The sequence below is a fragment of the Nostoc sp. genome (assembly GCF_036919615.1).
Classification (GTDB): Bacteria; Cyanobacteriota; Cyanobacteriia; order Cyanobacteriales; family Nostocaceae; genus Nostoc.
Window position 1 is genome coordinate 180,116 of sequence record NZ_JBALCN010000106.1, and the last position, 12,456, is coordinate 192,571.

Genomic DNA, 12,456 nt, shown 5'->3' on the forward strand with positions numbered 1-12,456 from the left:
CATGGCAAACACAACATTAACTAACATCGCTGCTGAATTGACAGAGGTAGCTGCTAAACTACGCGATCACACTGTCAAAGTTAAAAGCGGCTCTCTGGGAGTCGGTTCTGGTGTAATTTGGCAATCTGACGGACTAATTATCACTAATGCCCATGTGGCAACTAGCAACCGTGCAACTGTAGAATTAGCGGATGGAAGGGTATTTGATGCGGTGCGGACACAATTTGATCCACAGCAAGATTTAGCAGCCCTGAAAATTGTCGCCACTGATTTAACTGCTGCAACTATTGGCAATTCTGAGATGCTACGAGTGGGTGAATTAGTCTTAGCGGTGGGTAATCCTTTTGCTGACAGTGGTGCTGTGACAACTGGGATTATCTATGCAAATAATCCACGAGCAGTTATGGCCGATTTGCGGCTGTATCCTGGTAATTCTGGGGGGCCGCTTGCCGACTGTCTCGGTCGAGTCGTGGGAATTAACACCATGATTGTTAATGGTTTGGCTGTAGCAGTTCCTAGCAGCAGCGTTGAGCGTTTTTTACAGGGCAATGGTCGTCCGCAACTGGGAGTCACACTGCAACCTGTGCTTTTAAATCGGCGTAGCTTGGGTTTATTAGTGTTGTCAATTTTACCTGACAGTGTAGCGGAAACTGCTGGTGTACAAATCGGTGATATTTTAATTGGAGTTTCGGGGCAATTATTCACTAGCATGAATGACTTACCCAAATATCTCCATGACAGTAAAGGATCTGTGCCGCTACAACTCCTACGCGGTGGGCAGCAATTCGTGATTTATGTTGCGGTGCAGTCTGGGAAAACTGCTGTGGAGGCGACATGATCCGGGTGATGGTAGTTGCGACTTCTCCTGTAGTCCGGGCAGGGTTATCAGCTGTGGTAACTACTAATCCTCGGTTGACGGTTGTGGGGAGTGCATCCGATTTGGATGTATTGGCAAGGGAAGTTGGGCAATTACAACCAGATGTGGTGCTGGTAGATTTGAGCAGCAATCTTCAACAATCAGTATGGGAAAAATTGCTGCTTATTCAAGAGGAGCAATACCCATTGGCAATGATCGTGATTGTTGAAGAACTCGACAGCATCGATTTAGAGATGGCGTTACGTTCTGGTATCCGGGGGATATTGCCCAGTACTAGCACAGAGTCAGAAATTTTCGCTGCTGTGGAGGCGATCGCTTTTGGTTTAGTAGTACTGCACCCGGATGCTGTAGAATTACTGTCTATCCGAGAAAAAGTGGTGGCGAATCCGGTACAAACCTTGACACCACGCGAGATAGAGGTTTTAGGAATGCTTGGGTCAGGGTTGGGAAATAAAGCGATCGCTAAACACTTGCACATTTCTGAGCATACGGTCAAATTTCATCTCTCATCCATTTTTCAAAAGCTCAGTGTCTCCAGTCGCACCGAGGCTGTTGCTGTGGGTGTGCGACTGGGTTTGATTATGCTTTGATCTGTAGTCATTATCAGTTGAATGCAATTGATCATCAGCTAAATACAGCATTTAATGACAGCAGTTTTCATGTATTTGAACCACATCTGTCGTAGGGGCACAGCATTGCTGTGCCGGTAGAGCCTGGTCTATTTACCTGAAAATAGCTGTAATTCGTAGCGAATTAAAGAAAGGTAATACCCTGCAATGCCAATGCGTCGGCTTACGTTGTTAATGCGTTGGCTTGCATTGTTAATGCATCTCAATGCAATGCCAATGCGTCGGCTAGCGTTGTTAATGCATCTTAATGCAATGCCAATGCGTCGTCCGCCTTGTTAATGCAGGGGAACGCATTAACAAGGCTACACCTTTACGCAAAACTGTACTAACATCCCGTCTAATACCATTTCACCAAATGCCTGATATCAAATGATTAATTTCTAATTCTTTCCCCCTGCTAAGAGCTCCCTGCCCTCTGCCCCCCGCTGCCTATTTGTATCAATTTTAATGTGAAATGGTATAACCAGTGCTTGAAGTCTTCCCGGTCTTGAAGGTGTACACCGAGAATTTCTGCTCATGATATCCTTTATTGATGACACGCACCTCAACGCACATATTTCTACGATCGAAAGAATTACCATGACTTCTGACAAACATTCTGTATCTTTGGATGACGCACGACGAATATTAGCGGCTGGAGAAGCGAAGGCTCGTGCAATCGGACAACCAATGAATCTTGCGGTTGTTGATGCTGGCGGGAATCTTGTTGCTCATATTCGGATGGATGGTGCGTGGATCGGAAGTATCGATATCTCAATTAACAAAGCATTTACTGCTCGTGCGTTTGATCTCTCTACCAAATCCCTTGCTGAGAATGCTCAACCAGGAGAACAATTTTATGGTATTCACGTCTCAAATGGAGGACGAATCATGATCTTTGCCGGGGGTATACCACTTCAACGCGATGAGCAGATAGTTGGTGCAATCGGAGTAAGTGGTGGTAGCGGTGAACAGGATCAAGCTGTAGCTGAGGCAGCTGTCGCAGCTTTCTAATACCATTACACTAGTACCGCAAGGCGGAAGTCAAAAGTCACTTGTACTAAGTGTAGCCGTAAAGCCTGCGGCATAGCTTCTCTTCTTAGGCTGCGCCAACGCTTAAGGCACAGCCTTTGGTAGAGAAGTAAAAGTCACTTATTCAAAAGAAATACAGCGTAAACGTTTCGTTGATTTGAAATGGTGAGGCAGTCTGGTCTTCTCACATTGGGAGAGGCTAGCGCCTGCCGTAGGATGCCCGTTCGCGGAGCGTCTCGTAGAGAAGGGCTATATGGGGTTCCCCCCATGAGTAACTGCCGAACCCGTTAGCGCAGCGTAAAGCCTGCGGCATGGCAACTCTTAGAGACGCTATTCGCGTTCGCTTAGAGCGAGTCCTCGAGCGTCAGGGGTTGTTTATTTCCGCCGCGCTGTACTAGAAATCTCCAAAATAGAAGCAGTGCCCATTTATCAGTGGGATTAGCAAGTCCACCCAAAAATCGTAACCACACCTAACTATTGTAGTCATCTACCAAACACCAAGAGGAAATGCGCGTTTCCTCCTGGTGTTTTTGTTAGTTTTTATCCTGGAAAGCTTCGCACTTTAACTATTTTGTGTAAACTTGTTCCGGATCAGAGGCGAAAATCAGAGTCCAGTTCAAAATTTGATTGCAGTATTGGATATCGAAGGTATTGTTTTAAGCCTAGATGCCATACATTGCCAAAAAACTTGCAAGCTAATTATCGATCATGGCAATAACTAGGCGATCGCTCTTGAGGAAAAAAAGTTTTCGATTTAGTGAAATATTTGTTATAAAGTCTTTATAATATCTTCTTTAATCGTGTATGCTAAGTCCACGAATCGGTTCTGACGGGTAGTTCCCCTCAGAGAAAACAGGGAAAGTGTAGTGAAACTCTACCGCTGTCCCGCAACTGTGAACTTCAGTTATCAGTCATCTGTCTTCAGTGGTTTACTGCTGACTGCTGACTGCTCCCTGTAGAAGTCAGAATGCCTGCCGAATCAACCATTAATATCGTCTTATCTGCGAGGTACAACAATGACGGTTCAATCTTCTACTTCAGCCCAGCAACAAGTCGCTCGTCGGGTACTATCAGTGCCTGTACAATCAGCGCTCTATGTGGCACTGTGTTCTTTGACTCTGTGGACAGTTTATTTCACTACATACCCTGCTATCCATGACACGACTCATACTCTGCGTCACCACACACTAATGGTGAGTTGCCATTAGTTGATTGAGTCAATGATTAGCAGGACGAGAGAAATAAAATGACAAAACTTAAGTGGTCTAAGCTGATCGGTGCAATTTGCCTGATCGGAATAATCTTCTATGGTTGGATCGGACTTTCCCAATCTCCTCAACCATCGGTGCGGCTAACAACCAATCCACCGATCAATCAGGTTCAGCCCCTTGAGGCTGAAGCTACCACAGTTTTGGGATCGGGGCACTACAATCCGCCAGTGCAGCTGATGCTGCAAGCCGTAGATGCTCAAGGGCAGTCTTTAAAGGATGCCAAAATCCACTTGCAATTGTTCACCCCTGCTAAAAACCCCTGGTTCACAACAGATTTTCCGATCGTCGAGGGAACAAAGTTGCTGGACATTGAGGGCAATGCACCCACAGGTCAGTTGCAGGTTCAACAAACCCTGCCGATCCGGGGAACGTATCAACTCCAGGTAGCAGTTACTCCGCTCGTTGCCAATGCCTTTGAGCCGATTCAGCAAAAGCTGACGCTGACGTTGCCTGAAAATCCCTTAAAGTTTCGCTACTTTGGCATCCTGGTTGTGATTTTGCTGGCAGTTGGACTACTAGGAGGTTGGGTGATTGGGGGCAGACAAGCAATTCAACCGGGAGAAATTGCCCCGCAACGGGTGCGATTATTGTTGAGTGGATTGATTGTGGTTGCGATCGCTGCACTCCTCTGGGTAAACATCAGCGCTGAACTTGCTGAATCGCACCATATGTCAATGTCGATGCCAGGCATGGGAGAAGAAGTTCCGCCCTCTGGTAAGCCCGCTAAATTGCAGTCTCAAGGACTTTATATGCAACTATCGGGTGACCAGAGTGCAACGGTGGGTCAACCTGCCAAATTGCAGGTGAGCGTCAGTGATCCCAAAACCAGCCAACCTGTGACAGATGTAGTGTTGAAGGTAACAACCACCCAACTCGAAAATAATTGGGTGGCGTTTGCTTATCAAGGTACTCCAGACAGCAACGGAAAATTGGCGTGGGAGCAGGAGTTCTTTGACGGTGCCCCGCATAGCGTTGTTGTCGAGGTTGCGCCGCTTGCAAACGCAACCCGGCAATTTCAGCCATTCCAAGTTGCAGAGAATATTCCAGTCGAAGGTGTCGCTCCGCCGATGTCTGTCCGGTTGATTTCACTAACTTACTTCACCGGAATTGTAGTAATTGGTTTGCTGCTGGGACTGTGGTTGCGACAGCGGCAGACTCCGCGGACTGGGATGACTTGGAAGCGTAGCGTTTCGTAAGTCAGTGTCAAAGGGCGTTATTGCTGTGTTATTCGGTTGTAAATACATTTGCCCTTAGTTTGTTCGCCTAATAACCGGACAGGCTGATTGCTTAAAATCCATGTCGGATACCATTGAGTGTTCGACATGGATTTTTATAGACACAGCATCAGAAATTGAACCCTGCAATTTATCTATGAATCATCAACACATTATATTCGTCTGCACGAGGTGTGGAAGTAGTGATCAGACAAAAGAGTATGTTGCTAAAAGCGGTGGTAAACTGCTGTTAGAGAAATTACAAACTCTATATGATAACTGGGTGTTGCAAGACGAGTTCTCGATTCAACCCGTTGAATGCATGGGTGTTTGTGACCAAGCTTGTGCAATTGCTTTCGTCTCTTTTAACAAACACACCTACTTATTCGGGGATCTGCCTGCTGATGTTGAATGTGTAGAGAAGACAGCAACTGCCGTCCTTGACTGTGCTAGTCAGTATCACGCCAAGTCGGATGGTTTGCTCCCTTACGCCAAGCGCCCTGAACTGCTCAGAGCCGGAGCGATCGCCCGGATTCCACCTATGCTTTTTGATGACACGCCCTAGATCGTAAAGACGCAATAAATCGCCGTCTCTACAAAGGACTGATTATTGTAAAGACGGCAATTTATCGCGTCTCTTGCCTTTGGGTATAAATAAATTTACTTGCTCTGAAACTCTTATGAAACCTTGTTTTCCAGAATATTTCTCCCTTGCTAAGAGCTCCCTGCACAAGAGCCTCTTTGGTCAAAAGCCTCTCTCAAACAGCAACCTAGCTAAGTGTTATTAATTAAACTAAATCAGATAAGCAAAGGGGAACTATGACAGCAGAAGAACAACGGTTGCAAGAAGACCGCGATCGCAAAGCCTACTGGCGACGCTGGGGATCTTACCTGAGTAATCGGCAGTGGGGGACAGTACGCGAAGATTACAGCCCAGATGGGTCAGCTTGGGACTACTTCCCCCATGATCATGCCCGATCGCGTGCTTACCGTTGGGGTGAAGATGGCATTGCCGGAATTTCTGACAATAATCAGCGATTGTGTTTTGCGATCGCCCTCTGGAACGAGCAAGACCCAATCCTCAAAGAGCGGATGTTTGGCTTAACGGGCAGTGAAGGCAATCATGGTGAAGATGTTAAGGAATACTACTTTTTTCTGGATAACACGCCAACTCATGCATACATGAAATGCTTGTACAAATATCCGCAGCAGGCATTTCCCTATACACAACTGGTAGAAGAAAACCGTCGCCGCAGCAAGCAGGAGGCGGAATTTGAATTGATTGATACGGGTGTCTTTGACGAAGACCACTACTTTGATGTGTTCGTCGAGTACGCCAAAGGCTCTGCTGAAGACATATTAATTCAAATCACGATTGCCAATCGCAGTTCCCAAGCCCAGCCATTACATCTGCTGCCTTCATTTTGGTTTCGCAATACCTGGTCATTCGATGGCAAAAGTGAAAAACCAGTGCTAAAGGTTCTGAAATCCGAGACAGATTTGAGCATCATTGAAGCGTCTCACCCTAGTATGAGCAATTATTGGCTCTACTGTCAGGGCGCAGCAGAACTTTTGTTTACTGAGAATGAAACGAATTTTGAGCGGCTGTACGGCACAGAAAATGTCTCACCCTACGTTAAAGATGGCTTCCATGAGTATGTAGTTCATAAGCGCCAGGATGCAGTGAATCCGAACCGTATCGGCACGAAATTTGCTGCTGACTACAAATTGATCATTCCACCAGGAGCAGAGCAAACTATACGCTTGCGATTGGCGGATTCATCTGGAATTGCCGAACCGTTTGGCAGTGAGTTCGAGCAAATTTTGGGCGATCGCATTAAAGAAGCCGACGAATTCTATCAACGGATTACGCCGTTTCCCTTAAGCGACGACCAGCGCACCATCCAGCGTCAGGCCTTTGCTGGGATGCTGTGGAGCAAACAGTTTTATCTGTACGTCATCGAAGATTGGCTCAAAGGTGACCCGGCGACTCTAACTCCCCCCAATTCGCGTCAGAGTGTTCGCAACGCTGATTGGGTACATCTATATATTGATGATATTCTCTCGATGCCAGATACCTGGGAATATCCTTGGTTTGCTGCTTGGGATTTGGCATTTCATATGATTCCTTTGGCAATGATTGACCCAGATTTTGCCAAGCAACAACTGGAACGCCTGACGCGAGAATGGTATATGCATCCAAACGGGCAGTTGCCTGCATATGAGTGGAAACTGAGCGATGTCAATCCACCTGTACACGCTTGGGCAGTGTGGCAGGTCTATCAGATCGAGCAGAAGTTCTACGGACACGCTGACAAACGGTTTCTCGAACGGGTATTTCAAAAGCTGCTGCTCAACTTTACTTGGTGGGTCAACCGCAAGGATGCCGACGGTAAAAACATTTTTCAGGGCGGCTTTTTGGGCATGGACAATATTGGCGTGTTTGATCGCAGTGCGCCCTTACCAACAGGCGGTGATTTAGAGCAAGCAGACGGTACAAGCTGGATGGCGATGTTTTGCATGAATATGCTGACGATCGCCCTAGAACTGGCTATAGATGAACCCATCTACGAAGACATTGCCAGCAAATTCTTCGAGCATTTTCTGCGAATTGCAGCCGCGATGGATGGGATTGGTAAAGATGAACTTGTCCTCTGGGATGAGGAGGACGGATTCTTTTACGATGCGCTGCGCTTTCCAGATGGACATCATTGTCCAATAAAAGTGCGATCGCTGGTTGGGTTAGTGCCTTTGTTTGCAGTAGGAACGCTAGAACCCGAAACCCTGGAAAAACTTAGCGGGTTCCGTCAGCGTACCCAGTGGTTTATTGAACATCGCCCGGATCTCACAACTGGAATTGCCTGTATGCACACCGAAGGCGAACACCAGCGCCGTTTAATGGCAATCTTAAACCGTGACAAGCTAACCCGCATCTTAAAGCGGATGTTGGACGAACGTGAGTTTTTAAGTCCCTATGGCATTCGCTCTGTATCGAAATTTCATGCAGAACATCCCTTCATCATGCACGTCAACGATCAGGAGTACCGAGTAGACTACGAACCAGCTGAATCTACAAGCAATTTATTTGGTGGTAATTCTAACTGGCGTGGGCCGATTTGGTTTCCGATGAATTATCTAGTGATTGAAGCCCTACACCAATTTTATCAATACTTAGGAGATGACTACAAAGTAGAATGTCCAACTGGTTCTGGACAATGGATGACACTCAAGGAGGTAGCGATTGATTTGTCAAAACGACTTGAACGGATTTTTCAACAAAATGGTAGCGATCACCGACCTGTCTACGGTGCTGTCGAGATTTTTCAGAACAATCCCCATTGGCGAAATTTGCTCACGTTTAATGAATACTTTCATGGCGACAATGGGGCTGGCTTAGGAGCTAGCCACCAAACTGGCTGGACAGGAGTGATTGCAGAACTAATTTATCGGTGCGGTAAATGCCTAGTTCCCGACTAGAATGTGTCTAGGACTTACGCACTTATAGGGCTTTGTTGGTGAATCTTGGGCGTGACCTGGTGAATTTTGAATATCAAAGCCTCCTTTGCGCGTCTGGGAGAGAAGCGACGTGACATAAAGCCTCCAATCAGGTCATGGTGTATGTATCACATTTGATTCATCACTTATATGAACATTTTAATGCTATCTTCCACCTTTCCCTACCCACCAACGCGCGGGGGAACTCAAGTAAGGACATTTAATTTACTTAAATACCTGAGTCAACGCCATACTGTTACCCTCGCAACTCAACGCGAAGGCGATGTTACAGACGCAGAAGTAGCAGGATTACGCGATTGTGTGGATCATCTAGCCATTTTTGAACGTCCGCCAGATTCTGGAACTACCGGAATATTCAAGAAAATACAGCGATTTGGGAGATTTTTACAACAGGGGACACCGCCAAACGTACTTAACCGCTACTCAGTTGAGATGCAAACGTGGGTTGATAACTGGGTGGAAGCGAGGAAATGTGATGTAATTACCTGCGAACATAGTGTCAATGAAATTTATGTGCGATCGCATTTTCAGAAACAGCTAAAAACCATAGTTAATGTTCATAGCTCTATTTACGCTACCTGTCAGAACCAACTAGCAACGGGCATTTCGGAAAATTCACTTAGAGAGAAAATTAATCTGCCACTTTTGCGTCGTTATGAGCAAAGTTACTGTGCTAAATTTTCGGCAATTGTCGCCACAACAGAAGAGGATAAAATTCAACTACAAGAATTTAACCCCAACAGTGAAATTAGAGTTATTCCCAATGGCGTAGATTTAGTTTCTTTCCCTAACCGCACCACCGATCCAGGAGGACACCGCTTAATTTTCATCGGTGCAATGGATAATTTAGCAAACATTGATGCTGTCTGCTTTTTCAGCAACGAAGTTTTGCCAGAAATCCAAAAATTGTATCCTGATGCAACTTTCGATATTGTCGGTTCTCATCCGGTACCAGAAGTTTTAGCACTTGATCAAAAACCAGGAATTAATGTGATTGGGCGTGTACCTTCGATGGTAAGATATTTAGATCAAGCCACCGTCTGCGTTGTACCTATGCGGACTGGGTTTGGCATTAAAAATAAAACTTTAGAAGCAATGGCAGCTGGTGTACCTGTAGTAGCCAGTGATCGCGGCTTAGAAGGATTAGCTGTTGATGGTGCTAATCATACATTACGGGCATTACGAGCCAATAAATCAGCAGAGTACGTCACCGCTATTAGTCAACTATTTGATCACCCACATCTGCGTTCAGAATTGTCTGACAACGGCAGACAACTGGTAGAAACAGAATTCACTTGGGATATCGCTGGTAAAAGCTATGAACAAGTTTGTCTTGGGAGCTTGTTTTAAGCATACAGAATAATAGACAATAGACATCTCCGAAAACTGCCCAAGTATCTCTGTGACTAACTTATAAGGTGCGATGCCTACGGCGGGCTGCGCTAACGCCAGTTTCGCAGTCAGGCTAGTTTGTTACAAGAGAATAAGGCTTTGAGATATCGGTGAATGTAGAAATAGCGATGTCTACGACGGGCTACACCTAGGCCCATTTGTACCGACAAGTGCAGTTTGAAACCGCAGCCACCGAAAATTGAATAGATGCTTGATGAGGATTCATAGACGCGCCGAGTAATAGACATCTCCGGAAAAGATTTAGTTACCTGAAATTTACATCCAAATATCACGGAAATTAAGCCTCTCCTCGAAGCGAAGAAAGGTTTGGAGAGGGGTCTTAATTGAAGGAGATGTCTAATATACAGTTTGAGGTTGAAATGCACAGTACAAGGAAGATTTAGAAGGCTTACTTGCTAAGATCAAGAACAGTTATACACATTAGTGTAATGAACGACAAAAGGCTATCTATGATCATAGAATAGAGTCTTTTGTTACTATGAGTTGCATAGCAAATGGCATCCCAACGAGAAGCTGTTATTTTTGTTCATGGTTTTTATCTTGGCAGAGATAGAAATCACTTTATCGATTGTTTATCCGTTGGTCTTACAGAGGTTTTAGAGTTTCCCAGAGTTCAGGAAATAGGAGAGGAAAAGATAACAGGACACATTGGAAAGAAATTCAAGTTAGATTTAGGTAAAAATAGCTCTAGGGAAATTGATGTTTATGATGCTTATTGGAATGACTTATTTAGTAAACAGCTAAGTGGTAGCAACTTGAAAACCCAAGTGTTTCGCGGGATCTATATATTGTTCTATTGGTTCTTTACAAAGAACCTACTTACACTGAGAAACTCTCCTCCTCTACTAATAGGTTTGGGAACATCCTTAGTTCTATGGATTTTTTGGTTTTATGGAATTGTTGGACTTGCATTTGTAGCACTAGGACAAGAGCCAAACTTTTTAGGATTTCCTATTCCGGAAGATTGGTCAAAGCCAATCAGTTCTTTCGGAAAGCAGATGACTAATTGGTCAGCCTGGCTAGTTGTAAGTGGTATCTTCAGCTTTGTGCCAATCAACCTAATTGCTGATATTGCAGATTTTTCAACACGATATTTGGAAGAGAACTCTGAAGGGAAAATCTTGAAGGCAAAAATCCGAAAGCAGGTTGCAGATAAATTGAATGCTGTTCTAGAGACAGAGCTTTACGATAAAGTGACTATTCTAGCCCATAGTTTCGGCGTTGTTATCGCAACTGATTTACTCGCAGATTATCAAGGTGATCATAGAGTTAGATATATATCTATGGGAGGTTGTCTAAAATTGCTATCATGTAAATCTATACAACTAGAGAAGGAAATTAGCAAATGTGTTAACAACGAAAAAATAGAAGCTTGGATTGATTTTTATTCAGATCAAGATTGGCTGTGTACAAAAACACCTATTCCCAAAAAGTCTCGTCTTGAGAGAATACAGCAGAAACAAACTCGAACGACCTTCTCTCTGTGGAAGCAGCTTAGTGGTGAATCTCATGATCACTATTTTACGAATGAAGAAGTTCTGAAAGCAGTTCTGAATCTGCAAAATTAAATGTGTGGTTCAGTATTTCATTGACCAAAGTTACTTTTTTGAAGTTGTTACTAACCTTTTTGTTAGTCAAATATTTAGGATTAGTGAATAAATACCTTCGCAACAGGTGCAAACGCCTCCTCTAAAAAACCAGTAAATTTAGACACGCTAAAAACAAGCTTTTGATTAGATAAACAACCTTTGTACTAAAATTGAGATGTTAGCCTCTGTTGGAGAGTTGATCTATGTCTTTGGAAGAACTCAAAGAAGAAGTCTACAATATCTCTGTGAGCCAAAGGTTATTTATAGCCGCACAACTTCACTGTTAGCTGGCTTCGGTTATCTGTTGAGGCACGACCAGAAAGTTTTGTGTGAGAAGCGATCGCATTCAGCATCTGCGAAATAAAATGCTGCAACGCTAAACCTAATTAGCGCACCACTAACTTATTCTGTGAAGCAGCTTCCTGAATTACATACTTGTTGCTTGTAAAGACCTGAATACCAGGAACAACACTATAATCAATGTCATCTGTGATAACTTTAATTTGTCCTGCTCCTGCTTTACTAATCGCTTCTAGGAGCAGTAGGTCATAGCCATCAACAGCTTGAGTTTTGAATCGGTTGATGGCTGCATCAGTTGTTGCATTATCTACTGTTAGATCAATAGGAATAGCGATCGCTCCTAAAGGGGATAGAGTTACCATCCCAAGGTTCCCAATTATATCCAAAATCGTATAAAAAACCATTCTGAGCCAAGTTAGTACGAATTTTTTTATCGGTAAGTGTATTCCAGTCGAAAGTCACATCACCACCATCAGCTTCAAGTAGGCGAACCATTCCCCCTAGAAACGCAACACCGATGTGTCCCAGAAATTCGCAATAGTTACAGCAGTTTGCGATCAAAAAAACCACAAAAATAACTATCGAATAGGCTCAAAAAATAGACCACAATGATTAAACCAATTTAGAGCGTTTTCA

General features: G+C 44.4%; 11 protein-coding genes and 1 riboswitch. Of the genes, 9 read left to right on the forward strand and 2 right to left on the reverse strand.

Annotated elements, in window-relative coordinates; genetic code table 11:
- Window position 1: 1 nt before the first annotated feature.
- The 9 genes from V7K48_RS33880 (at window position 2) to V7K48_RS33920 (ending at window position 11,499) form a co-directional block, all read left to right on the forward strand.
- On the forward strand, window positions 2-838 hold the full coding sequence (locus tag V7K48_RS33880; RefSeq protein ID WP_335079570.1) for a S1C family serine protease: 837 nt from the start codon (window positions 2-4) through the stop codon (window positions 836-838).
- The gene (locus V7K48_RS33885) at window positions 835-1,467 is read left to right on the forward strand and encodes a response regulator transcription factor (RefSeq protein WP_334976853.1); all 633 of its coding nucleotides are present in this window, start codon (window positions 835-837) and stop codon (window positions 1,465-1,467) included. The genes V7K48_RS33880 and V7K48_RS33885 overlap by 4 nt, the downstream gene beginning before the upstream one ends.
- A gap of 618 nt (window positions 1,468-2,085) precedes the next feature.
- On the forward strand, window positions 2,086-2,499 hold the full coding sequence (locus V7K48_RS33890) for a GlcG/HbpS family heme-binding protein (protein WP_335079572.1): 414 nt from the start codon (window positions 2,086-2,088) through the stop codon (window positions 2,497-2,499).
- 822 nt (window positions 2,500-3,321) lie between these two features.
- Window positions 3,322-3,510: riboswitch (cobalamin riboswitch) on the forward strand.
- Window positions 3,511-3,533: 23 nt separating this feature from the next.
- A complete protein-coding gene (locus V7K48_RS33895; protein WP_334795030.1) occupies window positions 3,534-3,725 on the forward strand; it encodes a CbtB-domain containing protein in 192 nt (63 codons plus the stop codon).
- Window positions 3,726-3,763: 38 nt separating this feature from the next.
- Complete coding sequence (locus V7K48_RS33900) at window positions 3,764-4,984, forward strand: hypothetical protein (protein ID WP_335079575.1); 1,221 nt, start codon at window positions 3,764-3,766, stop codon at window positions 4,982-4,984.
- 175 nt (window positions 4,985-5,159) lie between these two features.
- A complete protein-coding gene (locus V7K48_RS33905; protein WP_335079577.1) occupies window positions 5,160-5,567 on the forward strand; it encodes a DUF1636 domain-containing protein in 408 nt (135 codons plus the stop codon).
- Window positions 5,568-5,821: 254 nt separating this feature from the next.
- Window positions 5,822-8,479, forward strand: coding sequence for an MGH1-like glycoside hydrolase domain-containing protein (locus tag V7K48_RS33910; RefSeq protein WP_335079579.1), 2,658 nt, complete (start codon window positions 5,822-5,824; stop codon window positions 8,477-8,479).
- Between the two features lie 168 nt (window positions 8,480-8,647).
- A complete protein-coding gene (locus tag V7K48_RS33915) occupies window positions 8,648-9,868 on the forward strand; it encodes a glycosyltransferase family 4 protein (RefSeq protein ID WP_335079581.1) in 1,221 nt (406 codons plus the stop codon).
- Between the two features lie 557 nt (window positions 9,869-10,425).
- The gene (locus V7K48_RS33920; protein WP_335079583.1) at window positions 10,426-11,499 is read left to right on the forward strand and encodes a hypothetical protein; all 1,074 of its coding nucleotides are present in this window, start codon (window positions 10,426-10,428) and stop codon (window positions 11,497-11,499) included.
- Window positions 11,500-11,906: 407 nt separating this feature from the next.
- On the opposite strand, the gene V7K48_RS33925 is transcribed toward V7K48_RS33920, so the two are convergent.
- Window positions 11,907-12,182, reverse strand: coding sequence for a hypothetical protein (locus tag V7K48_RS33925; RefSeq protein WP_335079585.1), 276 nt, complete (start codon window positions 12,180-12,182; stop codon window positions 11,907-11,909).
- The gene (locus V7K48_RS33930; protein WP_335079587.1) at window positions 12,139-12,315 is read right to left on the reverse strand and encodes a hypothetical protein; all 177 of its coding nucleotides are present in this window, start codon (window positions 12,313-12,315) and stop codon (window positions 12,139-12,141) included. Before V7K48_RS33930 ends, V7K48_RS33925 begins: the two co-directional genes overlap by 44 nt.
- Window positions 12,316-12,456: the final 141 nt, after the last annotated feature.

Excerpts from the sequence above, each read along its gene's own strand:
- V7K48_RS33880 (WP_335079570.1), top strand. The coding sequence starts at position 2 with ATGGCAAACACAACATTAACTAACATCGCTGCTGAATTGACAGAGGTA.
- V7K48_RS33885 (WP_334976853.1), top strand. The coding sequence starts at position 835 with ATGATCCGGGTGATGGTAGTTGCGACTTCTCCTGTAGTCCGGGCAGGG.
- V7K48_RS33890 (WP_335079572.1), top strand. The coding sequence starts at position 2,086 with ATGACTTCTGACAAACATTCTGTATCTTTGGATGACGCACGACGAATA.
- V7K48_RS33895 (WP_334795030.1), top strand. The coding sequence starts at position 3,534 with ATGACGGTTCAATCTTCTACTTCAGCCCAGCAACAAGTCGCTCGTCGG.
- V7K48_RS33900 (WP_335079575.1), top strand. The coding sequence starts at position 3,764 with ATGACAAAACTTAAGTGGTCTAAGCTGATCGGTGCAATTTGCCTGATC.
- V7K48_RS33905 (WP_335079577.1), top strand. The coding sequence starts at position 5,160 with ATGAATCATCAACACATTATATTCGTCTGCACGAGGTGTGGAAGTAGT.
- V7K48_RS33910 (WP_335079579.1), top strand. The coding sequence starts at position 5,822 with ATGACAGCAGAAGAACAACGGTTGCAAGAAGACCGCGATCGCAAAGCC.
- V7K48_RS33915 (WP_335079581.1), top strand. The coding sequence starts at position 8,648 with ATGAACATTTTAATGCTATCTTCCACCTTTCCCTACCCACCAACGCGC.
- V7K48_RS33920 (WP_335079583.1), top strand. The coding sequence starts at position 10,426 with ATGGCATCCCAACGAGAAGCTGTTATTTTTGTTCATGGTTTTTATCTT.
- V7K48_RS33925 (WP_335079585.1), bottom strand. The coding sequence starts at position 12,182 with ATGGTAACTCTATCCCCTTTAGGAGCGATCGCTATTCCTATTGATCTA.
- V7K48_RS33930 (WP_335079587.1), bottom strand. The coding sequence starts at position 12,315 with ATGGTTCGCCTACTTGAAGCTGATGGTGGTGATGTGACTTTCGACTGG.